This is a genomic window from Parasphingomonas frigoris, from assembly GCF_036663815.1.
Classification (GTDB): Bacteria; Pseudomonadota; Alphaproteobacteria; order Sphingomonadales; family Sphingomonadaceae; genus Sphingomonas.
In genome coordinates, this window is the sequence record NZ_JAXOJQ010000003.1 from 745,259 (window position 1) to 768,227 (window position 22,969).

A 22,969-nucleotide genomic window follows, 5' to 3' on the forward strand; every position below is an offset into this window, starting at 1 on the left:
CGGTGGGAAGGGTGAGGGGCTGTGACGGGATCGCGCTACACCGTTGGTGACGGCAGCATCGCCCGTGCGCGTGAATTGCGCCGCGCTTCCACCCCCGCCGAGACCAAACTCTGGTCGGTGCTCCGCAGCAGCGCGCTTGACGGCCATAAATTCCGCCGCCAGCAACGCCTGGGGCCGTTCTTTGCAGACTTTGTCTGCCAGGCGGCGCGGCTCGTGGTCGAGATCGACGGCGAAACGCATGTGGGCAATGAAGAGCGCGGCGTGCGTCGTACCGCTTTTCTCGAACGAGAAGGCTATCGAGTGCTGCGGTTTTCAAATGCTGACGTGATGGGAAATGTGGAGGGCGTGGCGCAGGTGATCCGCTCCGCATTCGGACCCTCACCTTCCCACCCGGCGATGCCGGGCGGGCCCCTTCCTCTCCCCCGGGGGGAGAGGAGATCATGAGCTTCAACAGCTTCGGTCATCTCTTCCGCTTCACCACCTGGGGCGAATCGCATGGGCCCGCGATCGGCGCGGTGGTCGACGGGTGCCCGCCGGGCATCGCGCTCAGCGAGGCCGACGTGCAGCCCTTCCTCGACAAGCGGCGCCCCGGCACATCGCGCTTCACCACGCAGCGGCAGGAGCCCGACCAGGTCCGCATCCTGTCGGGCGTATTCGAAGGCCGGACCACCGGCACCCCGATCAGCCTGATGATCGAGAATGTCGACCAGCGCTCAAAGGACTATAGCGAGGTCGCCAAGGCCTATCGTCCCGGCCACGCCGATTACGCCTATGACGCCAAATATGGCTTCCGCGATTATCGCGGCGGCGGGCGATCGTCGGCGCGCGAGACCGCGTCGCGCGTCGCGGCGGGCGCAGTAGCACGGCTGGTGATCCCCGAGGTGACGATCACCGCCTGGGTCGAGGCGATCGGCGGCGACGCAATCGATCCGGCCAATTTCGACGCGAGCGAGATCGGCAACAATCCGTTCTTCTGCCCCGACCCGAAAGCTGCCGTGCGCTGGGAAGCGCTGGTCGACACCGCGCGCAAGGCCGGCTCGTCGCTCGGCGCGGTGATCGGCTGTTCGGCAACCGGCGTCCCGGCCGGCTGGGGGGCGCCGCTCTACGCCAAGCTCGACGCCGATCTGGCGTCCGCGTGCATGGGGATCAATGCGGTCAAGGGCATCGAGATTGGCGACGGCTTTGCCGCGGCCACGCTGCGCGGCGAAGACAATGCCGATGCCATGCGCCCCGGTGCCGACGGTCCCGCCTTCCTCGCCAACCATGCCGGCGGGATCGCCGGCGGCATCGCGACCGGCCAGCCGATTACGCTGCGCGTCGCCTTCAAGCCGACCAGTTCGATCCTCACCCCGGTCGAGACGATCGACCGCGACGGCACCGCGACCGAGATCATGACCAAGGGCCGGCACGATCCGTGCGTTGGTATTCGGGGTGTCCCCGTGGTCGAGGCGATGGTTGCGCTCGTGCTTGCCGACCATAAAATGCTGCACCGTGGCCAAATTGGGCGATAGGGGCAAGTCGTTGCTAAGCTGCGATAAGAGGAGCGGCTAAATGCGAGAGTGGGCGTTCTTACCTCCGACCCATTCGATGGTCATGACCCAAAAGGACTAGACCCAATGCGTATTGCAACCCTTACCGCCATTACCGCCATGACGCTGTCGACTGCTGCCTTCGCGCAGACGACCCCCGCATCGCCGAGCGCGCCGACCACGTCCAGCCCGTCGATGACGAGCCCGTCGACCACGCAGCCGTCGACCACGCCGATGACGTCCGATCCCGCGACGACGACCACCACGGCGGATCCGTCGACGACCACGCCGGCCGATTCGACGATGTCGACCCAAACGCCGAGCGACACTGCGACGCCGACGCCCGGGAAGAAGAGCAAGAAGCGTCCCCAGTAAGGGCTTCTCGAGTCACTAGGAAATGCTCGAGCCCCGGCCGCGCGCAAGCGCGGCCGGGGTTTCTCTCTGGGCGCCCGATGGCGCTCAGTTGGAGAAGGGATCGCGCACGAGGATCGTGTCCTCGCGCTCGGGGCTGGTCGAGACCAAGGCCACCGGGCAGCGGATCAATTCCTCGATCCGGCGGATATACTTGATCGCCTGTGCCGGTAGATCAGCCCAACTGCGCGCACCGGCCGTCGTTTCCTGCCAGCCGGCCATCGTCTCGTAGATCGGCTCGACGTCGGCCTGGTCGGCGGCGTGTGCCGGATAGTAATCGAGCGTCTCGCCGCGCAGGCGGTAGCCGGTGCAGATCTTCACTTCGTCGAAGCCGTCGAGCACGTCGATCTTGGTCAGCGCGATCCCGGTGATCCCGCCGACCGCGGCCGACTGGCGCACCAGCACCGAATCGAACCAGCCGCAGCGGCGCTTTCGCCCGGTGACGGTGCCGAATTCATGACCGCGCACGCCGAGCTTCTCGCCGGTCGCGTCTTCGAGTTCGGTTGGGAAGGGGCCCGAACCGACACGCGTGGTGTAGGCCTTGGCGATACCGAGCACGAAGCCGACCGCGCTCGGCCCGAGGCCCGAGCCGCCAGCCGCAGTGCCCGAGATCGTGTTCGACGAAGTGACGAACGGATAGGTGCCATGGTCGACGTCGAGCAGCACGCCCTGCGCGCCCTCGAACAGGATGCGCTTGCCCGCGGCCTTGGCGGCGTTGAGGTTGCGCCAGGTCGGCTTGGCGAAGGGCAGGACGAACGGCGCGATTTCGCGCAGCGCCTCGACCAGCGCAGCGCGATCGACCGGCGGCTCGCCGAAGCCCGCGCGCAGCGCGTCGTGATGCGCGCTGATGCGGTCGAGCTGCGCATCGAGCGCGTCGAGATGCGCGAGGTCGCAGACGCGGATCGCACGGCGACCGACCTTGTCCTCATAGGCAGGGCCGATGCCACGGCGGGTGGTGCCGATCTTGCCGGCGCCCGAGGCGTCCTCGCGCAGACCGTCGAGGTCGCGGTGGAACGGCAGGATCAGCGCGCAGGTGTCCGACACCATCAGCGTGTCGGGGGTGATGGTCACGCCCTGTCCGCGCAGCTTCTCGACCTCGGCCTTCAGCGCCCACGGATCGAGCACCACGCCGTTGCCGATTACCGACGGCGTACCGCGCACGATGCCCGATGGGAGGAGCGAGAGCTTGTAGACCGCCTCGCCGACGACGAGCGTGTGGCCGGCATTGTGCCCGCCCTGGAAGCGCACGACGACATCGGCGCGCTCGGCGAGCCAGTCGACGATCTTGCCCTTGCCCTCATCGCCCCACTGGGCGCCAATGACTGCTACATTTCCCACGAGTACAGGTCTCCACCTGCCGGGCAACTCCACGCGCCCTTCGACAGGGCTCGGCGCGCAGAGGGTTCTGAAGTGCGCGAGCGCTAGTGCCGATGTGACCCTGACGTGTCAACCCGCTGCGGTGGCGGCGGGCGGCGGGGCGTGCGCCGGACTAGACCGCGCGCGCTTCGCCGTCCGCCAGCACATGCGTGCAGAGCTGCGCCTCGGGCGTGTCGCCTGCCTCGAGCGCGGCGACGGTGACCCAGCCCGCTGCGCGCATCGCTGCTGCGACCGATGGATCGGTGCCGAGCGGGACGAACAGCCGGCGGCGGTCGACATCGGCGAGGCCGGCCGCGATGATCGCGTCGGCATAGAGCGAGAAGCCGACCGCCGTCTCTTCGGCGCCATTTTCGTGGACGATCGTGTAGGTGCCGCCGCGCCCGATCTCGCCGAGCACGCCGCCGGCGAAGATCGAGAAACCGAGCCAGCTCTGATATTCGAAGCCGTGACGTTCGGTCGGATCGAGCGTCAGCGCGACGCGGCCCTTGAGGCCTTCGGCGATCTGCCACAGGCCATCGAGCCGCGACGTCAGCGCGCCGCCGGCATCGAACGCGCAGAGCCGGTCGTGCGCGGTCTCGAACGGGCCGGCGGCCTCGACCAGCGGGAGGTAAGCGGGCGCCAGTGCGGCGACGGCGCCGGCGTCCTTGCCGTCGAGCCGGTCGCGCAGCGCGTCGATCTGGCCGGGCTCGACCGGGAAGGGGCCGGTGGCCAGCACGTCGATCAGATCGGGCAGCGTGAAGTCGATCGAGACGTTGGGCACGCCCGCCGCGGCGAGCGCTGCGACCGCGACCTCGACGATCTCGCGCGCGGCGGCGATCGTGTCGAGGCCGATCAGCTCGCAGCCGATCTGGCGCATCTCGCGATTCGGCGCGAGCTGCGAGGCGCGCAGCTTGAGCACCGGGCCGGCATAGGACAGGCGCACCGGGCGCGGGTGGTGGCCCATGCGCGTGGCGGCGATGCGGCCGATCTGCGCGGTCATGTCGGGGCGGATCGCGAGCGTCGCCTGGGAGACGGGGTCGACGAAGCGGACGGCGTCCTGCGCGCGCGCAGCCTTGAGGCGGCCGGCGAGGCCTGCCTCGAACTCGGCGAGCGCGGGGTCGGCGCGTTCGTAGCCATGCGCGTGCGCGGCGCCGAGCAGCGCTTGTTCCAGCCGCGCGGCGGCATCGGCGAAGGGCGGGAGCCGGTCGTGGAAGCCGGTCGGGAGGAGGGCGGTGGTCATGAAATGTCCTTCTCCCTCTCCCCGCTTGCGGGGAGAGGGCCGGGGAGAGGGGGGCTCGCAAGGGCGACCAGGATCGCCTCAAGAACGGCGGTCTCGTTCCCCATTACATCGGCGTTGGTAAAGCGAATCACGCGGTAGCCCTGCTGCTGCAGCCAATCCGAGCGGCGGCTGTCATAATCCCCGTCGCTGGCGTGCGTGTCGCCGTCAACCTCGATGACGAGTTTGTGCGCACGAGCGAGAAAATCGACGATGTACGGGCCGAGCGGCGCTTGGCGGAGGAATTTCACGCCGTTCAGGCGGCTGGCGCGGAGGCGGTACCAGAGGCGCGCTTCCGGGGTGGTGGGCTCGCTGCGCATGGCTTTGGCACGCTGCAGCATCGTGCCGTGCGAGCGTTTCATCTGTCCCCCTCTCCCCAGCCCTCTCCCCGCAGGCGGGGAGAGGGAGAAGAGGAAGGTACTGATTTTGCTTTAGAACGCCAAGCCCATCGCGGTCTTCACGCCCGGGAGCGCGCGGACCTGCGCCAGCAATTCCGACGTCAGCGCCTCGTCGATCGACAGCAGCAACACCGCCTCGCCACCAGCCGAACGGCGGCCAAGGTGGAAGGTGCCGATGTTGACGCCGCCCGTCCCGAGCAACGTGCCCAGGCGACCGATGAAGCCCGGCGCGTCCTCGTTGACGACATACAGCATGTGGCCCGCCAGATCGGCCTCGACCTTGATGCCGAACAGTTCGACCAGGCGCGGTGCTGCATCCCCGAACAGCGTCCCCGCGACCGACCGCTCGCCCGCATCGGTCTTGACCGAGACGCGCAGCAGCGTGTGGTAATCGCCCTCGCGCTCGGTGCGGACTTCGCGGACTTCCATGCCGCGCTCCTTGGCGAGCAACGGCGCGTTGACCATGTTGACCGTGTCGGTCTGCGTGCGCAGGAAGCCGGCGAGCACCGCCGACACCATCGGCTTCTGGTTGAGCTCGGCGGCAGCGCCCTCGCTGTGGATCGAGATTCGCCCGATCGAGCCGGTCGTGAGCTGGCCGACGAGCGACCCGAGCTTCTCGGCGAGCGCCATGTACGGCTTGAGGCGCGGCGCTTCCTCGGCGGAGAGCGACGGCACGTTGAGCGCGTTGGTGATGCCGCCCGACATCAGATAATCGGACATCTGCTCGGCGACCTGGATCGCGACATTGACCTGCGCTTCGTCGGTCGAGGCGCCGAGGTGCGGCGTCGACACGAAGTTGGGCGTGCCGAACAGCGGCGATTCCTTGGCCGGCTCGGTCACGAACACGTCGAGCGCCGCGCCGCCGATATGGCCCGAATCGAGCCCGGCCTTGAGTGCCGCCTCGTCGATCAGGCCGCCGCGCGCGCAGTTGATGATGCGCACGCCCTTCTTCGTCTTGGCAAGATTCTCCGCCGACAGGATGTTGCGCGTCTGGTCGGTCAGCGGGGTGTGCAACGTGATGAAATCGGCGCGCGTGAGCAGCTCGTCGAGCTCGACCTTCTCGACGCCGAGTTCGACGGCACGCTCGGGCGAGAGGAACGGATCGTAGGCGACGACCTTCATCCGCAGGCCGAGCGCACGGTCGGCGACGATGCCGCCGATGTTGCCGGCACCGATCAGGCCGAGCGTCTTGGCGGTCAGCTCGACGCCCATGAAGCGGTTCTTCTCCCACTTGCCGGCCTGGGTCGAGGCGTCGGCCTCGGGCAGCTGGCGAGCGAGCGCGAACATCAAGGCGATGGCGTGCTCGGCAGTGGTGATCGAGTTGCCGAATGGGGTGTTCATCACGACGACGCCCTGCGCCGAGGCGGCGGGGATATCGACATTGTCGACGCCGATGCCGGCGCGGCCGATGACCTTCAAATTGGTCGCGGCGGCGAGGATCGCCTTGGTCACCTTGGTCGAGCTGCGGATCGCGAGGCCGTCATATTGGCCGATGATCGCGATGACTTCTTCGGGGGTCTTGCCGGTGATCTCGTCGACCTCGACGCCGCGTTCGCGGAAGATCTGGGCGGCTTTGGGGTCCATTTTGTCGGAGATGAGGACTTTTGGCATGGTTTTCGTTCCTTCTGCTCCCTCTCCCCGCTTGCGGGGAGAGGGTAGGGGAGAGGGGGAATGGGAAATACAGGAGAGGGCGGTGTCGGTGACTACCCCTCTCCCCGACCCTCTCCCCGGAGGGGAGAGGGAGAAGCGGTTACGCCGCCTTGGCGGTCGCGTAGGCCCAGTCGAGCCACGGCCCGAGCGCGACGATGTCGGCGGTGTCGACCGTCGCGCCGCACCAAATGCGCAGGCCCGGGGGCGCGTCGCGATAGCCGGCGACGTCATACGCCGCGCCCTGCTTTTCGAGAAGGCCGGCGAAGGTCTTGATGAACGCCTCGTCGGCGCCCTCGACCGTCAGGCACACGCTGGTCTTCGACCGCGTCGCTGCGTCGGCAGCCAGATGGCCGAGCCACGAGCGCTCCGCCACGATCTGGTCGAGCGCCGCGGCATTGTCGTCCGAGCGAGCGATCAGCCCGTCTGCGCCGCCGACCGACTTCGCCCATTCGAGCGCGGCGATGCAATCCTCGACGGCGAGCATCGACGGCGTGTTGATCGTCTCGCCCTTGAACACGCCCTCGGTCAGCTTGCCCTTCGACACGAGGCGGAACACCTTCGGCAGCGGCCAGGCGGGGGTGTACGACTCAAGCCGCTCGACCGCGCGCGGTCCGAGGATCAGCACGCCGTGTGCGCCTTCTCCGCCGAGCACTTTCTGCCACGAGAAGGTCGCGACATCGATCTTCGCCCAGTCGATGTCGTACGCGAACACCGCGCTGGTCGCGTCGGCAAAGGACAGGCCTTCGCGGTCGGCGGGAATCCAGTCGGCATTCGGTACGCGCACGCCCGAGGTGGTGCCGTTCCAGGTGAACAATACGTCGTTCGACCAGTCGACCGCGCCCAGATCGGGCAGCTGGCCGTAATCGGCGCGCACGACAGTGGGATCGATCTTGAGCTGCTTGACCGCGTCGGTGACCCAGCCTTCGCCGAAGCTTTCCCAGGCGAGCGTCGTGACGGGCTTGGCACCCAGCATCGTCCACATCGCCATTTCGAACGCGCCAGTGTCGGAGCCGGGGACGATGCCGATGCGGTGGGTGTCGGGGAGCTTGAGCAGTTCGCGCATCAGGTCGATGCAGAGCTGCAGGCGCGTCTTGCCGATCTTCGAACGGTGCGAGCGGCCGAGCGATTCGGTAGCCAGCTTGTCGGGGGACCAGCCGGGCGGTTTCGCACACGGGCCGGAAGAAAAATACGGACGCGCCGGTTTGATCGCCGGGACGGCAGGTAAGTCAGTCATGTAGTCTCTCCTCACAGAGAGCACGCGCGGCGTTGGGACCGCGTGGCCCGTCGCCGGTCCTAGTGGCACGGGCGCGTGCGTCAAGCGCGATCGCTGGACAGTCCTCGCACAGCGGCTACAGCCTTCGCTGCCGGGGAGAACGAAAAATGCAAAATCTCGATCGTCGACAACGTCTTGCAGAAATTGCGGTGCTGATCTGGCTTGTGGCGGATTTCGCCTTGGCGAGTTCGGGCGCGTTGGTCATCGCGGGATTGGGCGGAACCGGCGAGATATGGTCGCAGCCTGCCCTGGAGGCGGTGGATCGCACCGCCACGGGCGTCGGCATCGCCTACACGCTGGCCTTCATCGCATCGGCCGTGTTCGTGTCGCGCTGGATCTATCGCGCTAGCGCCAACGCGCATACGCTGTCCGACGCGATGACGATTTCACCGGGCTGGAGCGTCGGGTTCCTGTTCGTCCCGGTCGCGTCGCTGTTCAAACCGTTTCAGGCGTTGCGCGAGACGTGGCAGGTCAGCCTTTCGCCCGAGAACCCCGACAGCGTGCCGGTTCCAGCGGTGATGCGGTGGTGGTGGGGGCTTTGGGTGCTGGCCAGTATCCTCGGCAATATCAGCTTCCGCTTCTCCCTCAACGCCAAGACGATAAGCGACCTGACCCTGAGCGCGTGGTTCGACATCGCCTTGCTTGTGATCGACGTGCCGATGGCGGTGCTGCTGATCGTCGTCATGCGGCGACTGACCGCAAATCAGCGGGCGATCGTCGATACGCGCATTTTTGAATAGCGATCGGTAGACGCTGAGGCGCTAACGCTGCGTCATGCGTCGGTCGCTTCTCTTTATCGTGTTCCTGCTCGCCGCCTGTTCGGGCGACCATGACCAGCGCGCGCCGACCCGCCCGCGCGGCAGCCGGCCGATCACGCTCGATCTGCCGACGAGTCGCGAGACGCGGGCGTGCTTTGCCGATCTGTCGCGTGCGGACGTGCGCTTCTCGCCCTTGCCCGACCGCGACTATGGCGGCGGCTGCCGGATCGTCGGCGCGCTGCAGCTGATCGACATCGGCGTCCCCGTGACCAATTTGAAGGCGATGCGCTGCGGTCTCGCGCGCAGCTTCACCGGGTGGATCGATCATGCCGTCGCACCCGCGGCGCGCCAGATGCTCGGCAGCGACATCGTGCGGATCGAGAGCATGGGCACCTATGCTTGTCGCACCGTGGTCGGATCGGCGGCCGGGGCGGGGCGGCTGTCGGGGCATGCCAGCGCCAATGCAGTCGACGTCTCGGGCTTCGTGCTCAAGAACGGGCGGCGAATCACCGTCCAGCAGGATTGGAATGGCGGCGACCCCAACACCCGTGCCTTCCTCCGCGCGATCCACGATTCGGCGTGCAAGCGCTTCGGCACCGTGCTCAGCCCGAATTACAATGCAGCGCACTACAACCATTTCCATCTCGAGGACGACCATGCGGGATTTTGCCGCTAGGCTTCAATTCGGCGCGCTTTTGGCTTAGGGGCGTCGGATGAGCGAACCATCCCATCCCAACACCCCGCACTCCACCGGTCCGGACAGCCACACGCATGTTCCCGAGCGCGTGTTTGCCCGCGCGCGGCAGGATGCCGAGACTGCCAAGGCAGCCGTCAGCACCCCGCAGACCGAGAACCCGGCCTACCGCCTAGCCTTCCAGGACATGGATTTCCTGCTGCGCGAGGATCTGCGGCCGATCCGCTTCCAGCTCGAACTGCTCAAGCCGCAATTGCTGCTCGACGAGGCCAAGATCGGCTCGACCTTCGTGATGTACGGGTCGGCGCGGATCCCCGAGCCGGCCAAGGCGCAAGCGCTGCTCGAGCTCGCGCGCTCCGCGACCGAGAACCGCGAACAAGCGGTGCGGATCGCGGAGAGCCTGGTCGAGAAATCGAAATATTACGACGTCGCCTATGAGCTCGCGCAGCTGGTCAGCGCCTTCCCGGTCGACGAGGAAGGCAAGCGCCAGTTCGTCGTCTGCTCGGGTGGCGGGCCGTCGATCATGGAAGCGGCGAACCGCGGTGCGGCCGAAGCCGGCTACGAATCGGTCGGGCTCAACATCGTGTTGCCGCACGAACAGGCGCCCAATCCGTATGTGACGCCGTCGCTGTCGATGCAGTTCCACTATTTCGCGCTGCGCAAGATGCACTTCCTGCTGCACGCGCGTGCGCTCGCGGCGTTCCCGGGCGGGTTCGGCACGTTCGACGAACTGTTCGAGCTGCTGACGCTGATCCAGACCGGCAAGATCAAGCCGATCCCGGTGCTGCTTTACGGCCGCAAATTCTGGGAGCGCGTCGTCAATTTCGAGGCGCTGGTCGAGGAAGGCGTGGTGTCGGCCAAGGATCTCGGCATCTTCACCTTCGTCGAGACCGCCGAAGAAGGCTGGGCGGTGGTGAAGGACTTCTACCGCGACAAGGACTGAGCGGCTCTTAGCCCCTCCCCTTCAGGGGAGGGGTTGGGGATGGGGCGTGCCTCGCAGAGACCTGGCCAGACGTTAGACGTCCCCACCCCACCCCCCCCCCTGAAGGAGAGGGGCTTTTTCCTGTTACTTGCCCACCGGTGCCGCGGTGTCGCGGCCGAGCGGCGAAGACGACACCTTGCCGGCGGCGGCCGGTGCCGTCTCGTTGCCGAGGCCTGCGGCGCCCGGCGACGCCTTGCCGCCGGGATCGGCGGCGCCGGCAGCCGGCGGGGTCTTGGCTTCGGTCGCAGCAGGAGCGCCGGCGGGCGGTGCCGGCAGCGGCAGGTTCGAGCCCTGCGTGTTGAGATACAGGATCACGTCGGCGCGATCCTTCGCGCTGGTCAGGCCGGCGAAGGTCATCTTGGTGCCCGAGGCATAAGCGCGCGGGCTGGTCAGCCACTTGTTGAGCTCTTCGAAATCCCACTTCTTGCCGGCGCCCGCGGTCTTGAGCGCGTCGGAGAAAGCGTAGCCGCCTTTCCCTTGCGCGATCGCCTCGCCGACGGTCGCCCACAGGTTCGGGCCGATGCCGTTGGCGCCGCCCTGCGCGACGGTGTGGCATGCCCCGCACTTCTTGAAGACGTCGGCGCCGTGCGTCGCGTCGGCGGTCGCCATCAGCTCGGCGATCGGCTTGTCGGGCGCGGCAGGGCCGCCGCCGCCGCCGGCATCGTCGGCGGGCGCCTCGATCGGATAGCCTTCCTTCTCGGACTTGATCGGTTCGACGATCATGTGGCCGGCGATACCGAGCGCGAGCGCAGCCCCGAGACTGCCCAAAACCCAGCCCGCAATCGTGTTGGTCCGGTTATCCATGCTCGTTTTTCCGCCTCTGCCGCAGGAGGGTCCCCCTGAAGGACCACGAAGTTGCCTTGACCCATAGATTCGCGAACGCGGCACCGCAAGCCAAGCTTGCCGCATCGCCGCGACGCCGTTACCGCCCGGGGCCCATGGAAAATTTCGCCGCTCCCGCCCGCGCCCTCGTCGCGCAGATGACCGAGACCGCCGCTGCCGAGCCGAGCCGCGCGGTCGCGTTCCAGGGCGCGCCCGGCGCCAATTCGCATATCGCCACGCTCGAGGCCTTCCCCGACGCCCTCCCGCTGCCCTGCTTCGATTTCGCCGACGCGATCGATGCGGTGCGCGATGGGCGTGCCGATTGCGCGCTGATCCCGATCGAGAATTCGCTCCACGGCCGCGTCGCCGACATGCATTTCCTGCTCCCCGAATCTGGGCTGGTGATCACCGGCGAGCATTTCCTCGGGATTCGCTATGCGCTGATGGGGCTGGGGCCGCTTGCCGGCGTGCGCGAGGCGATGAGCCACCCGCAGGCGCTCGGCCAGTGCCGTCACTGGCTGCGCGAGCGCGGCATTGCGCCGATCGCCTATCCCGACACCGCCGGCGCCGCAGCGGTCGTCGCCGATCGCGGCGACCCGGCGCTCGCCGCGCTCGCCCCGCCGGGGGCCGCCGCGCTCTACGGGCTCGAGACGCTCGCCAGCGACATCGCCGATGCCGATCATAACACTACGCGCTTCGTCGTGCTGGCGCGCGCCGGGCATCCGCCGATCGGCGACGGCGCGTGGATGACGACGCTGATCTTCGAGGTGAAGAACGTCCCCGCCGCGCTCTATAAGGCGATGGGTGGCTTTGCGACCAACGGCGTCAACATGACCAAGCTCGAAAGCTACCAGCGCGGCGGCAGCTTCGCCGCGACCGAATTCTACGCCGATGTCGAGGGCCGTCCCGGCCAACCCGGCCTCGACCGCGCGCTCGAGGAGTTGGGCTTCCATTCGAAATGGGTGCGCGTGCTGGGCACGTATCGCCAGGCGCGCGCGCGGGGGTGAGCGGGTGCGAGGTGACGGCGATCATATGTCGGTAGCGCCCGGTGTGAGCGCTTTAACGCGCCATTAAGCCTGGCCCGCGACAACCAGGTATGGATCGCAAAATCGCGAAGCTCGCTTTGTCACCCTTCGGCCCTGTCGTGCTGGGCATCACCTATTTCTGTTCTGCCGACCTTGCGCTGACGCTGACCAGTGGCCGTGATGGGATTGCGACCGTGTGGCCGCCGAGCGGCATTCTGCTCGCCACGCTGCTGATGGTCCCCCGGCGCATGATCTGGCGCTACGCATCGGCAGCGCTTCTCGCCAGTTTCGGCGCCAATCTCGTCGTCGGCGCGAGCGCTGCGCTCGCCGCCGGTTTTACCGCGGCAAATCTGATCGAGGCGTTGATCGCGACCGTGTTGCTACGCCAGCGCGCGGGGTGCCGGGTCTCGTTCGTCGATTTGCAGGGCGTCGGCTGTTTCGCGGTCTCGACGTTTGTCGCGGCCCTCCTGAGTGCGAGCGTGGCGCTGTCGGTCAATTCGTCGCACAACTGGCATTTCTTCGTTTCGTGGTTTGCGACCGTGTGGCTCGGCATGTTGCTGATCACCCCGCCGCTGATGGTCGTCTACGAGGCCGCCGCTTCGATCCGCAAGGTCTTCCCGGCGATCAGCGTCGCGGCGCTCGTGCAGATCGCGGTGCTTTCCGCCGTGGTGTGTGCGTTCACCTTCTTCCAATCGGTCTTCCCGCTGCTCTTCCTGCCGATGATGGTCGCGATCGCCGCTGTGGTGCACGCAGGTGCGCTTGGCGGGATCATCGTCGTCGCCGTCGCCACGGTGCTTGGATCATGGGCGCTGCCGGACGGCTACGGGCCGGTATCGCTGATCGATGCGGGGCGGCAGACGCAGGTTCTCTTTTTTCAATTTTACCTCGTCGCGCTGTTTTTCTCCGCTCTTCCGCTAGCGCGGCTTCTTGCGGGCAAGGAGCGGTTGCGGATCGATCTGGCCGAGCGGATGCGGTTGCTCGACCAGGCCGAACAGGCGGGGCATATCGGGCACTGGCGCGTCAGCCCGGCGGAACAGACCGTCTATTGGTCGCCCGAAGTCTTTCGCATTCACGGCGTCACGACCGGTTCTCCGCCGACGATGGCCGATGCGATAGGCTTCTATCACCCCGAGGATCGATCGATCGTCGAGGACGTCGTCGCGCGCGCCGTCGCCGATGGCCGTGCTTTCAATTTCAACGCCCGCATCATTCGCGGGGACGGATCGATCCGGCACGTCGTTTCGCGCGGCGAGCGCGATTTTTCGTCCAAGGACGATGCGATCGGTCTGTTCGGCATCCTTCAGGACGTAACCGACCAGGTGGAGGCGCGGGACCGCCTTGCCGCGGCACGCGATGTGGCCGAGCGATCCGCCAAGGAGGCGCTCGCATTGGCCGATACCGACCCGCTGACCGGGGTGGCGAACCGGCGTTGCCTCATCCGGGAATTGTCGGTCGCGGTCGAAGCCGGGCAGCCCGATCTCGAAATGCTGTCGGTGATCATGTTCGACGTCGATCATTTCAAATCGGTCAATGATCATTTCGGCCATGACGTCGGCGACGAGGTCTTGAAGCGCGTCGCCGCTTCCGCGGCGCACTGCTTGCGCGGCACAGACTTGATCGGTCGATACGGTGGCGAGGAGTTTTTCTTGCTCTTGCCAAACACTGGCAGCGCTGCGGCCGAGCACGTCGCCGAGCGCGTTCGCATCGCCGTAGAAGGGAGCGGCGCACCAGGATCGCCGACGGTCACCATCAGCCTCGGCGTGGCGACCTTGCGATGCGGCGAGACCGCCCAGGCGATTTTGAAGCGTGCCGATCTGGCGCTCTATGCCGCCAAGGCGGCAGGGCGAAACCGGCTCCGGCTCGCCGCCTAGCGGGACCATCGGCCGCGTCGAACCGTCACCCCTCCGCCCACGCCTTCAACAGCGTATGCGCGATCGCATACGGCGGCGGCGCGAGGAACGGGCCGTCTTCGCCGGCCAGGACCGCGCGCACGTCGGCGCGCGAGACCCAGATCGCGTCCTCGAGCTCGTTTGTATCGAGCGTGATCTTGTCGTCGGCCGCAGTGCCGACACAGCCGATCATCAGCGAGGAGGGGAAGGGCCAGGGCTGGCTGGCGACGTAGCGGACGTTCGAGACGCGCACGCCGGCTTCCTCGAAAATCTCGCGCGCGACGGCTTCCTCGATCGATTCGCCGGGTTCGAGGAAACCCGCCAGCGCCGAATAGCGGCCGGGCGGGAACGCCGGCTGGCGGCCGAGCAGGGCGCGACCGTCATGCTCGGCGATCATGATCACCACCGGGTCGACGCGCGGGAAATGCTCGGCCTTGCAATTGGGGCAATTGCGGCCCCAGCCGGCGCGGAACATCTCGGTTTGGTGCCCGCAATTGGCGCAATGCTGGTGGCGGCTGTGCCAGTCGAGCAACGAGCGCGCGGCGGCATAGGTCGCCGCCTCGCCCGCCGCGAAGCTGCCGAGCGCGCGGAACAGCCACGCCGGGCGCGCCGATGCGCGCATGCCGGGGATGTAAGCGGCGAAATGCGCGCGGCCGCTCTCGTCCAGGCCGAGCAGGACGAGCTCTGCCTCGTCGGGGGCGTCGGCGAGCGACGTCCAGACGAGCTTGCCCTCGGCGTCGAGTTCGGGCTCGAAATCGACGAGCTTGAGCAGGCGCGAGCGCCAGTCGCCCGTGGCGGCGGCGAGGCCCTCGGGATCGTGGCGCAGCGCATCGGCGCGGTCGAGCGGGCCGCCGGTAAAGCCTGGAGTCAGCACGATGGCGCGGTCACTTTCTCGCAAGGTAGGGGGACAGGTCGGCATAGACCGCCTTGGTCGATTCGGCGCGCAGCGGCCATTTGTCGCCGGGCAGATAGTTGACCATGATCGTGGCGCGGGCTTGGTTGACCGGATCGACCCAGGCGATCGTGCCGGCAGCGCCGCCCCAGCCGTAGGTGCCCTTGGCCGGGCCGCCGGGCGTGTCGTTCAGCGTGACCGAGCCGCCCGCGCCGAAGCCCTGCGGGTTGGTCGTCCCGCCCGTTGCCGAGACCGCGCCGGGGTAGATCACGCCGGTCGGCAGCAGGTTCGACATGGCGAGTTTGGCGGTGGCGGGCTTGAGGATGCGCACGCCGTCGAGGCTGCCGCCATTCTGCAGCATGTGCAGGAAGCGATCGTAATCCGCCGCCGAGGTGACGAGCCCGGCGCCGCCATAAGGGAAGCTCGGCGCCTGGAGGTAGACCGAGGTCGCGCCGGGATCGAGCGGGACGCGGCTGTTGCCGGCGATGAAATAGCCCGTTGCGAGCCGCCGTGCTTCGGAAGCCGGTACCTGGAAATAGCTCGAGTTCATCTTGAGCGGGGTGAAGATGCGGCGCTGCAGGAAGGTGTCGAACGGCATCTTGCCGGCGACCTCGATCACGCGGCCGAGGACGTCGAGGCCGATCGAATAGCTCCACTTGGTGCCGGGCTCGGCGATCAGCGGGAGCGTGGCGACCTTGTTCGCGAACGCCTCGAGCGTCGCGGGGCGCTTGAGGCGGAGTTGCGCCTCGGTCTTGGCGTCGGAGGTGAAGGGGGTGATGCCGGCGTCTTCATACGCCTTGAGCAACGGGCCCTTGGTGATGATCGTGTAGCCGAGGCCGGCGGTGTGGGTGAGCAGGTTGCGGATCGTGATCGGCCTGGTCGCGGGGCGCGTCTCGAGCGAGTCGGGGCTGATCTGGACGCGCATTGTCTTGAACGCGGGGATGAAGTCGCTGACCGGCTGGTCGAGCCCGATCTTGCCTTCCTCGACCAGGATCATCGCCGCCATCGCGGTGATTGGCTTGGTCATCGAATAGACGCGCCACAGGCTGTCCTTGTCGACGCGGGGCGCGCCGAGCTCGTCGCCGAGCTTGCCGGCGGCGATGATCGCGGTCGGTGATCGGCCCTGACCGACCGCGCCGACCACGCCGGGGATTTTGTTGCTGTTGATGTAATCGGTGAACAGCCCGAAGGTCTTCGGGAAGCGTGCCAGATCCTTGCTGCCGAGCCGTTCCGTCACGACGAAATCGTCATTCGCAGCTGCCGCTGGAGCGGGCTGCTGGGGCTGCGGTCGCGGCGACGCCTGCCCGGCGAGCGCCGCGGATCCGGCGATCGTCGCCAGCAGCGTGATCGGAATGATTGCTCGAATCATGGTCGTGCCCTTCTGATTGCGTCCGCCGCCTTGGCGAACACCGTCGGCAGGCCCGCCGAGTCGATCCCGGTCACGTCCCACCACTCGCCGTCGCCCGCATGCCCATCCACGCGCGCGATCGCAAGCGACAGTTCGAGCCGGAAGTGGGTGAAGACATGCGCGACCGTTTCGGGGAGGATCTGCCAGTCCGCGGGTAGCGGCGGATCGGCGAGTCCCGGCGGCGTGTCGGCCCACGGCCCGGTCGGCAGCGCGCGCATTCCACCGAGCAGGCCGCGTGGCGGACGGCGGACCAGCAGCACGCGGCCGCCCTGCTCCGCCCAGAAGATCGTGCCGTGGCGCTGCGGCTTGGCGAGCTTGGCCGCCTTGATCGGAAAGCCCTCGGGATTGCCGAGCCGGTAGCCCTCGCACACGCTCGAGAGCGGGCAGGCGAGGCAGCGCGGCGCGCGCGGCGTGCAGACCGACGACCCCAGGTCCATCATCGCCTGCGCGAAATCGCCCGAGCGCGTATCGGGCGTGATCCCGTCGGTCGCCGCGCGCACCTCGGGCATCCCGCCGGGCAAGGGGCGTTCGATCGCAAACAGCCGCGCGACGACGCGCGCGACATTGGCGTCGACCACCACCGCGCGCTCGCCAAAGGCAATCGCGGCGATCGCGGCGGCGGTATAGGCGCCGACGCCGGGCAGCGCGCGCAGCCCCTCTTCGGTCGTCGGGAAGTCGCCCAATGCGACGACCGCGCGGGCACAGGCGTGGAGGTTGCGCGCGCGGGCATAGTAACCGAGCCCCGCCCACGCCGCCATCAGATCGGCCTCGGGCGCGGCGGCGAGTGCCTCGACCGTGGGCCAGCGCGCGACGAACGCCTCGAATTTCGGCCGCACCGCGGCGACCGTCGTCTGCTGCAGCATGATTTCGGAGAGCCACACGCGATACGGATCTGGCGCATTGCTTCCCGGCGCGGCGCGCCACGGCAAGGCGCGGGCGTGGCTATCGTACCAGTCGAGCAGGAGTTTTGCGGGGGCGGCGGAAGGATGCTTGGCGGACACCGGCTCGCTATGGCATGGACGACGCAATGAGCAAGCGTGGCACCCCAGCACCCGTCGTCGAGCGCCCGCGCGGTGGTCGCGCGCGCTCGGTCGCCGAATTACTGCCCGATGCCGGCCGCGCCGCGTTCCGCCGCTTCGGCTTCGTCCAGAGCGCCGTGGTCAGCCGCTGGAGCGAGATCGTCGGTCCGCGCTATGCCGGCGTGTCGTCGCCCGAATCGATCAAGTTCCCACATGGCGAGCGCGTCGGCGGCACGCTCAACCTCGTCGTGCGCGGCGCGCATGCGACGATGATGCAGCATATCGCGCCCGAGATCATCGAGCGGGTCAACCGCTTCTTCGGCTATGCCGCGGTCGCCAAGGTGCAGTTCCGCCAGGGCGACGTGCCCGTGCCGCGCCCGCGCGCCGCGCCGCCGTCGTTGAAGCCGGTGCCGCTCGATCTCGGCGCGAGCCTGCGGACGATCGCCGATCCGGAATTGAAGGCGGTGCTCGAGGCGCTCGCGGCGGGTGTCGCCGCGACGCGCGGTGCGCCGGTGGTGGGTGGAGACGAATGATGCGGTTCGGGTTGGTGGTGCTGGCGATCGGTGCCGCGCTGGTTTCGAGTGCGCAGGCTGCGCCACAGAAGAAGGCGCCCGTCGCAGCGCGCGGCGCGTGGCTGCAGACGGTCGCCGCGACGCCCGAGGGTGGCGTGCGGATGGGCAATCCCGCGGCAAAGGTCAAAGTGATCGAGTTCGGCTCGCGCACCTGCCCGCTGTGCGCCAGGTTCGATGTCGAGGGCTTCCCCGCGCTCAAGGCCGGCTACATCGCGAGCGGCAAGGTCTCCTACGAGTTCCGCGATTTCCCGGTGCATGGCGCGCTCGATCTCGGGCCGATCCTGCTCGGCCAGTGCGTGCCGACGCGCGCCTTCTTCCCGATCCTCGACGCGATGATGGCCAATCAGCAGGCGCTGGTCGGGCGCAGCGACGCGATTCCCGACGCCAAGCAGAAGGAATTGCAGGCCGCGACGCCCAATGCGGTCGCCACCTATCTCGCGCAATTCTATGGCTATACCGATTTCGTGGTGAAGCGCGGCCTGCCGCTCGCCAAGGCCAATGCCTGTCTTGCCGATCGCGCCAGGGTCGACGCGCTCGTCGCGCGTGCCGACGCGGCGGCCAAGGCCTATGCGGTGTCCGGTACGCCGACGTTCGTCGTGAACGGCGCCGCGCAAGCCGATGTGCACGACTGGGCGACCCTCGAACCACTGCTGCGCACCGCGCTCGCCAAATGATCTTTCACCCTAGGAGCCTATCGATGACCCCTCGCATCCTGTTCGCCGCGGTTGCCGCGCTGTCGCTCGCATCGTGCGGTGGCAGCGGCACGAGCGCGGACGGCAACGTCGCCGCGGCCCCCGTCGCCGCCAAGCCCGCGCCGAGCGGGCAGAACTGGACCGAGATGGTGTCGAAGACGCCCGAGGGCGGCTATCGCATGGGCAATCCCGATGCCGCGATCAAGCTGGTCGAATATGGCTCGCGCACCTGCCCGACCTGCGGCGCGTTCGGCCAGACCGGCCAGAAGCCGCTGACCGACAACTATGTCTCGACCGGCAAGGTGTCGTACGAATTCCGCGACTATCTCGTCCACGGCCAGCCCGATTTCGCGCCGAGCCTGCTCGGCCGCTGCGTCGGCACCGCGACCTTCTTCCCGCTGCTCGAGGCGATGTACATGGCGCAGCCGCAGTTCGAGGCGAAGCTCGCCGACCAGAATGCGACCAACGCGCTGCAGACCAGCCTGCAGGGCAAGACCCCGAACGACGCGGCCGCGGCATGGGGCGACTATCTCGGCTATGTCGATTTCGTGAAGCAGCGCGGTATCCCCGAAGCCAAGGCGCGCGCCTGCATCGCCGACAAGGCGGCGCTCGAGGAGATCATCGGCATGATGAACAAGGGCGATGGCGCGACGGTCACGGGGACGCCGACCTTTATCCTCAACGGCACCAAGGTCGACGGCGTGAGCTGGCCCGATGTCGAGGCGGCGCTGAAGCGCGCCGGGGCGTAAGGCACCCTGCTCGTCATGCCGGGCTTGTCCCGGCATCCACCGTGCCGCATGGTCTGCGATCGTGGGCTGCTGACGACGGTGGACCCCGGGACAGGCCCGGGGTGACGGCCTTTTGTTGGAAGGAAGCCTCGCTGTTTCCACTCTAGCCGGGGGGCTCTGAATGCAGATCAAGCGGCTCCGTCTGTCGGGCTTCAAGAGCTTCGTCGACGCGGCCGATCTGCGGATCGAGCCCGGGCTGACCGGCATCGTCGGCCCCAACGGCTGCGGCAAGTCCAACCTGCTCGAGGCGCTGCGCTGGACGATGGGCGAGACCTCGGCGCGCTCGCTGCGGGGCGCCGGGATGGACGACGTCATCTTCGCTGGCACCAATACCCGCCCAGCGCGCGATTTCGCCGAAGTGTCGATGCTGATCGAGGCGCCCGGCGCCGACGGGCCTGAAGAAACCGAAGTGGTTCGCCGGATCGAGCGCGGCGCGGGCTCGGCCTACCGGATCGACGGGCGCGACGTGCGCGCCAAGGACGTCGCCTTGCTGTTCGCCGATTCGGCGACGGGCGCGCATTCGCCGGCACTCGTCAGCCAGGGCCGGATCGGCGCGATCATCGCCGCCAAGCCGCAGGAACGCCGCGCGATGCTCGAGGAAGCCGCGGGGATCGCCGGGCTTCACGTCCGCCGCAAGGATGCCGAGCAGAAACTGCGCGCGACCGAGGCCAATCTTGCGCGGCTCGACGAACTGATCGCCGACCAGGACGTTCGCGCGGGCGCGCTGCGCCGGCAGGCGCGGCAGGCCGAGCGCTATCGGTTGCTCTCGGACCAGATCCGCAGCGCCGAGGCCCGGATGATCTTCGCGCGCTGGCGCGATGCGCAGGCGGCGGCGGATGCGGCCAAGGCCGAGGCGGTGGCGTGCGAGGCGAGCGTCGCCGCGGCGGCCGAGGCGCAGCGCGCCGCCGCCGCGCATGCCCTGGCGGCGACCGAGGCGCTGGCGCAGGCGCGCGGCGCGGCGCTGGCGTTGCGCGAGGCGGCGAGCGAGGCGGGGCACCGGCTCGGCGGCCTGCGCGGCGAGCAGGCGGCGGCGGTGCGGCGGACGCAGGAACTGGCCGCGGCCCGGTTGCGGCTCGCCGACGACCGTGCGCGTGAGGGATCGCTCGCGAGCGACGCTGCCGAGGCGATCGCACGGCTCGCCGACGAGGCCAAGCGGCTGGAGGCGATGCTCGCCGAAGCGGTCGCGCGGGTGCCCGAACTCGAGACGCGGTTGAGCGAGGCAGAGCGGGCCGGCCGCGACGCCGAGGTCGCCCTCGCGCAGGCGCTCGCCGCGCAGGCGACCGAGCTGGCCGATGCGCGCGTCGCCGAAGCCGCGCTGGCGGCGGCACGCGCCCGCGCCGAGCGCAGTGCGCGCGATCTTGCCCGGGTCACCGCCGAGGCAGCGGCGCTGGGCGACGCAGCGCCGCTCGTGGCGCAGCGGAACGAGGCTGCCGCGGCCCGCGCGCAGGCGTTGCACGACGGCGAGGACGCGCGCGCCGCGCTCACCCGCGCCGATGCCGACGAGCGCGCCAGCATCGCGGGGCGCGACGGCGCGCAGGCCGCGCGCGCGACCGCGCATGCCGATCTCGCCGCGCTCGACAGCGAAGCGACCGCGCTGACCAAGGCGACGCGGCGCGACGGTCGCGACCGCTTGCTCGATCAGGTTCAGCCCGAGCCGGGCTATGAGCGCGCGCTGGCGGCGGCGCTCGGCGACGATCTCGAAGCCGGGCTCGATCCGGCGGGCGAGCGGCACTGGGCGGGCGCCGAGATCGCGCCGGGCGATCCGCCGCCGCCGGCCGCCACCGTGCCGCTCGGCCAGCATGTCGCGGCCCCGGCCGCATTGGCGCGGCGGCTCGCGCAGGTTTTCGTCGCCGACAGCGATGACGGCGTCGCGCTCGCGGTCGGGCAGCGGCTGGTGACGCTTTCCGGGGTGTTGCGGCGGTGGGACGGCTATGTCGCCAAGTCTGGCGGCGCGGCGGCGGCCGAGCGGCTCGAGCGGATCAACCGCCTGCGCGCGATCACCGCGCTGCGCCCCGTGGCGGCGGCGGCGGTCGAAGCAGCCGACGGCGTGCTCGCGCAGATCGCGACGACGATTGCCGATGCGCGCGCTGCGGCGGTAGCGGCGCGGCGCGCGCTAGAGCGCGCCGAGACGCGCGCGCGCGACGCCGCGCGGGCCGAGGATCGCGCGACCGCGGCGATCGAGCGGATCGAGGCACAGCGTGCCGATCTGGCGGCACGGCGCGCGCGGATCGTCGGCGAGCATGACGAGGCGACCTCCGAGGTCGCCCGCGCGACTGCGGTGCAAGCGGCGCTCCCCGACGGCAGTGCGACGCGCGAGCGTGTCCGCACGCTCTCGGCCGAAGCCGAGGCGCGGCGCAGCGCGATCGCCACCGCGCGCGCCGATCGCGCCGGGGTCGACCGCGATGTGGCAAGCGCGCGCGAGCGGCTCGCGGCGATGGCGGCGGAGGCGAAGGGCTGGCGCACGCGCGCTGGCGAGGCAGCGCGGCGGATCGCCGAGATGGACAAGCGCGACGGCGATCTCGCCGCCGAGGCCGCAGCGTTGGTCGGGCGGCCCGAGGCGCTGGCGGCCGAGGTGGCGGCGCTCGAGATCGCGCACGCTACGGCGCGGACCGAGGCGGATGCCGCCGCCACGACCGAACGCGCCGCCGAGGCCACGCTGCGCACCACCGAAGGCCATGCGGCGGCGGCGGCGGAGGCGCTGGCGCAAGCGCGCGAGGCGCGGGCGGGGGCGGTGGCGCGCGCAGAGAATCAGGAGCTGCGCCGGGTCGAGATGAACCGGTTGTCGGGCGAGCGCTTCCAATGCCCCTCGGTGCTGTTGCCCGAACGCGTCGGGTTCGATGGCGCCGGAGTGCGCAGTCCGGCCGAGGAATCGGCGAGCCATGAAAAGCTGATGCTCGATCGCGATCGTATCGGTCCGGTCAATCTCGTCGCCGAAACCGAGCTGGCCGAGCTCGAGGCGGCGAGCTCGGGCAATGCCGCCGAGCGCGAGGAACTGGGGCTGGCGGTCAACCGGCTGCGCGGGTCGATCGGCACGCTCAATCGCGAGGGGCGGCAGCGCCTGCTCGCCGCGTTCGAAGCGGTCGACGGACATTTCCGGCGGCTGTTCACGACGCTGTTCAACGGCGGCAGCGCGCATCTCGAACTGATCGATTCGGACGATCCGCTCGAGGCCGGGCTCGAAATCATGGCGCAGCCGCCGGGCAAGAAGCTCCAGTCGCTGACCTTGCTATCGGGTGGGGAGCAGGCGCTGACTGCGGTCGCGCTGATTTTCGGGCTGTTCCTGACCAACCCGGCGCCGATCTGCGTGCTCGACGAGGTCGATGCGCCGCTCGACGATGCCAATATCGAGCGCTTCTGCGGGCTGCTCGACGCGATGACGCGCGAGACGCAGACGCGCTATCTGATCGTCACGCACAATGCGGTGACGATGAGCCGGATGCACCGGCTGTTCGGCGTAACGATGGTCGAGCAAGGCGTGAGCCGGCTCGTGTCGGTCGATCTCGGCGGCGCGGAAACGCTCCTCGCCGCCGAGTAG

At 68.9% G+C, this 22,969-nt stretch carries 21 protein-coding genes; 11 read left to right on the plus strand and 10 right to left on the minus strand.

Features of this window, described 5'->3' with window-relative positions:
- The first annotated feature begins 21 nt into the window (after positions 1–21).
- Both U1872_RS13895 and aroC read left to right on the plus strand, forming a co-directional pair.
- Positions 22–444 (plus strand): endonuclease domain-containing protein, encoded by a 423-nt coding sequence (locus U1872_RS13895; RefSeq protein ID WP_332793480.1) that lies wholly within the window; start codon positions 22–24, stop codon positions 442–444.
- On the plus strand, positions 441–1,511 hold the full coding sequence (gene aroC, locus U1872_RS13900; protein ID WP_332793481.1) for a chorismate synthase: 1,071 nt from the start codon (positions 441–443) through the stop codon (positions 1,509–1,511). The genes U1872_RS13895 and aroC overlap by 4 nt, the downstream gene beginning before the upstream one ends.
- A gap of 80 nt (positions 1,512–1,591) precedes the next feature.
- Here aroC and U1872_RS13905 read toward each other — a convergent pair whose 3' ends face one another.
- The 6 genes from U1872_RS13905 to U1872_RS13930 form a co-directional block, all read right to left on the minus strand.
- Positions 1,592–1,888 carry a hypothetical protein gene (locus U1872_RS13905; RefSeq protein WP_332793482.1) on the minus strand — a complete coding sequence of 99 codons (297 nt, stop codon included), beginning with the start codon at positions 1,886–1,888 and terminating at the stop codon, positions 1,592–1,594.
- Between the two features lie 100 nt (positions 1,889–1,988).
- Positions 1,989–3,278, minus strand: coding sequence for an adenylosuccinate synthase (locus tag U1872_RS13910; RefSeq protein ID WP_332793483.1), 1,290 nt, complete (start codon positions 3,276–3,278; stop codon positions 1,989–1,991).
- A 151-nt stretch (positions 3,279–3,429) separates the two neighbouring features.
- Positions 3,430–4,536 carry an ATP phosphoribosyltransferase regulatory subunit gene (locus tag U1872_RS13915; RefSeq protein WP_332793484.1) on the minus strand — a complete coding sequence of 369 codons (1,107 nt, stop codon included), beginning with the start codon at positions 4,534–4,536 and terminating at the stop codon, positions 3,430–3,432.
- Positions 4,533–4,934 (minus strand): endonuclease domain-containing protein, encoded by a 402-nt coding sequence (locus U1872_RS13920; protein ID WP_332793485.1) that lies wholly within the window; start codon positions 4,932–4,934, stop codon positions 4,533–4,535. Before U1872_RS13920 ends, U1872_RS13915 begins: the two co-directional genes overlap by 4 nt.
- Positions 4,935–5,003: 69 nt before the next feature.
- Positions 5,004–6,581 (minus strand): phosphoglycerate dehydrogenase, encoded by a 1,578-nt coding sequence (gene serA, locus U1872_RS13925; protein ID WP_332793486.1) that lies wholly within the window; start codon positions 6,579–6,581, stop codon positions 5,004–5,006.
- Positions 6,582–6,720: 139 nt separating this feature from the next.
- On the minus strand, positions 6,721–7,854 hold the full coding sequence (locus U1872_RS13930) for a phosphoserine transaminase (RefSeq protein ID WP_332793487.1): 1,134 nt from the start codon (positions 7,852–7,854) through the stop codon (positions 6,721–6,723).
- A 146-nt stretch (positions 7,855–8,000) separates the two neighbouring features.
- On the opposite strand from U1872_RS13930, the gene U1872_RS13935 reads away from it, so the two are divergent.
- The 3 genes from U1872_RS13935 to U1872_RS13945 are packed head-to-tail and all read left to right on the plus strand — an operon-like array spanning position 8,001 to position 10,288.
- Positions 8,001–8,633 (plus strand): DUF4328 domain-containing protein, encoded by a 633-nt coding sequence (locus U1872_RS13935; RefSeq protein WP_332793488.1) that lies wholly within the window; start codon positions 8,001–8,003, stop codon positions 8,631–8,633.
- A 34-nt stretch (positions 8,634–8,667) separates the two neighbouring features.
- Positions 8,668–9,327: an extensin family protein gene (locus U1872_RS13940; protein ID WP_332793489.1), complete on the plus strand. Its 660-nt coding sequence runs from the start codon at positions 8,668–8,670 to the stop codon at positions 9,325–9,327.
- A gap of 37 nt (positions 9,328–9,364) precedes the next feature.
- Entirely contained in the window at positions 9,365–10,288 is a 924-nt protein-coding gene (locus U1872_RS13945; RefSeq protein WP_332793490.1) for an LOG family protein, read from the plus strand.
- Between the two features lie 123 nt (positions 10,289–10,411).
- On the opposite strand, the gene U1872_RS13950 is transcribed toward U1872_RS13945, so the two are convergent.
- On the minus strand, positions 10,412–11,131 hold the full coding sequence (locus U1872_RS13950; RefSeq protein WP_332793491.1) for a c-type cytochrome: 720 nt from the start codon (positions 11,129–11,131) through the stop codon (positions 10,412–10,414).
- 134 nt (positions 11,132–11,265) lie between these two features.
- On the opposite strand from U1872_RS13950, the gene U1872_RS13955 reads away from it, so the two are divergent.
- Together U1872_RS13955 and U1872_RS13960 are read left to right on the plus strand one after the other, a co-directional pair.
- Positions 11,266–12,156 carry a prephenate dehydratase gene (locus tag U1872_RS13955; RefSeq protein ID WP_332793492.1) on the plus strand — a complete coding sequence of 297 codons (891 nt, stop codon included), beginning with the start codon at positions 11,266–11,268 and terminating at the stop codon, positions 12,154–12,156.
- 89 nt (positions 12,157–12,245) lie between these two features.
- Entirely contained in the window at positions 12,246–14,045 is a 1,800-nt protein-coding gene (locus U1872_RS13960) for a sensor domain-containing diguanylate cyclase (protein ID WP_332793493.1), read from the plus strand.
- Positions 14,046–14,070: 25 nt separating this feature from the next.
- Here the strand turns inward: U1872_RS13960 and nudC are convergent, their stop codons facing one another.
- Genes nudC through U1872_RS13975 form a run of 3 tightly spaced genes read right to left on the minus strand, consistent with a single transcriptional unit; the run spans position 14,071 to position 17,364 of the window.
- Positions 14,071–14,937 carry an NAD(+) diphosphatase gene (gene nudC / locus U1872_RS13965; RefSeq protein WP_332793494.1) on the minus strand — a complete coding sequence of 289 codons (867 nt, stop codon included), beginning with the start codon at positions 14,935–14,937 and terminating at the stop codon, positions 14,071–14,073.
- Positions 14,938–14,947: 10 nt separating this feature from the next.
- Positions 14,948–16,324 carry a serine hydrolase domain-containing protein gene (locus U1872_RS13970; RefSeq protein WP_332793495.1) on the minus strand — a complete coding sequence of 459 codons (1,377 nt, stop codon included), beginning with the start codon at positions 16,322–16,324 and terminating at the stop codon, positions 14,948–14,950.
- The gene (locus U1872_RS13975) at positions 16,321–17,364 is read right to left on the minus strand and encodes an A/G-specific adenine glycosylase (protein ID WP_443025379.1); all 1,044 of its coding nucleotides are present in this window, start codon (positions 17,362–17,364) and stop codon (positions 16,321–16,323) included. Before U1872_RS13975 ends, U1872_RS13970 begins: the two co-directional genes overlap by 4 nt.
- A 14-nt stretch (positions 17,365–17,378) precedes the next feature.
- On the opposite strand from U1872_RS13975, the gene U1872_RS13980 reads away from it, so the two are divergent.
- From U1872_RS13980 to U1872_RS13995, 4 genes are all read left to right on the plus strand, one after another.
- Entirely contained in the window at positions 17,379–17,915 is a 537-nt protein-coding gene (locus U1872_RS13980) for a DUF721 domain-containing protein (RefSeq protein WP_332793496.1), read from the plus strand.
- On the plus strand, positions 17,915–18,628 hold the full coding sequence (locus U1872_RS13985) for a thioredoxin domain-containing protein (RefSeq protein WP_332793497.1): 714 nt from the start codon (positions 17,915–17,917) through the stop codon (positions 18,626–18,628). The genes U1872_RS13980 and U1872_RS13985 overlap by 1 nt, the downstream gene beginning before the upstream one ends.
- A gap of 23 nt (positions 18,629–18,651) precedes the next feature.
- Complete coding sequence (locus tag U1872_RS13990) at positions 18,652–19,395, plus strand: thioredoxin domain-containing protein (RefSeq protein ID WP_332793498.1); 744 nt, start codon at positions 18,652–18,654, stop codon at positions 19,393–19,395.
- A 160-nt stretch (positions 19,396–19,555) separates the two neighbouring features.
- Entirely contained in the window at positions 19,556–22,969 is a 3,414-nt protein-coding gene (locus U1872_RS13995) for a chromosome segregation SMC family protein (RefSeq protein ID WP_332793499.1), read from the plus strand.

Coding starts and splice junctions, on each gene's coding strand:
- U1872_RS13970 (WP_332793495.1), bottom strand. CDS start 16,324: ATGATTCGAGCAATCATTCCGATCACGCTGCTGGCGACGATCGCCGGA.
- U1872_RS13940 (WP_332793489.1), top strand. CDS start 8,668: ATGCGTCGGTCGCTTCTCTTTATCGTGTTCCTGCTCGCCGCCTGTTCG.
- U1872_RS13935 (WP_332793488.1), top strand. CDS start 8,001: ATGCAAAATCTCGATCGTCGACAACGTCTTGCAGAAATTGCGGTGCTG.
- U1872_RS13950 (WP_332793491.1), bottom strand. CDS start 11,131: ATGGATAACCGGACCAACACGATTGCGGGCTGGGTTTTGGGCAGTCTC.
- U1872_RS13960 (WP_332793493.1), top strand. CDS start 12,246: ATGGATCGCAAAATCGCGAAGCTCGCTTTGTCACCCTTCGGCCCTGTC.
- aroC (WP_332793481.1), top strand. CDS start 441: ATGAGCTTCAACAGCTTCGGTCATCTCTTCCGCTTCACCACCTGGGGC.
- U1872_RS13920 (WP_332793485.1), bottom strand. CDS start 4,934: ATGAAACGCTCGCACGGCACGATGCTGCAGCGTGCCAAAGCCATGCGC.
- U1872_RS13995 (WP_332793499.1), top strand. CDS start 19,556: ATGCAGATCAAGCGGCTCCGTCTGTCGGGCTTCAAGAGCTTCGTCGAC.
- U1872_RS13980 (WP_332793496.1), top strand. CDS start 17,379: ATGGACGACGCAATGAGCAAGCGTGGCACCCCAGCACCCGTCGTCGAG.
- U1872_RS13945 (WP_332793490.1), top strand. CDS start 9,365: ATGAGCGAACCATCCCATCCCAACACCCCGCACTCCACCGGTCCGGAC.
- serA (WP_332793486.1), bottom strand. CDS start 6,581: ATGCCAAAAGTCCTCATCTCCGACAAAATGGACCCCAAAGCCGCCCAG.
- U1872_RS13915 (WP_332793484.1), bottom strand. CDS start 4,536: ATGACCACCGCCCTCCTCCCGACCGGCTTCCACGACCGGCTCCCGCCC.
- U1872_RS13955 (WP_332793492.1), top strand. CDS start 11,266: ATGGAAAATTTCGCCGCTCCCGCCCGCGCCCTCGTCGCGCAGATGACC.
- U1872_RS13990 (WP_332793498.1), top strand. CDS start 18,652: ATGACCCCTCGCATCCTGTTCGCCGCGGTTGCCGCGCTGTCGCTCGCA.
- U1872_RS13930 (WP_332793487.1), bottom strand. CDS start 7,854: ATGACTGACTTACCTGCCGTCCCGGCGATCAAACCGGCGCGTCCGTAT.
- U1872_RS13985 (WP_332793497.1), top strand. CDS start 17,915: ATGCGGTTCGGGTTGGTGGTGCTGGCGATCGGTGCCGCGCTGGTTTCG.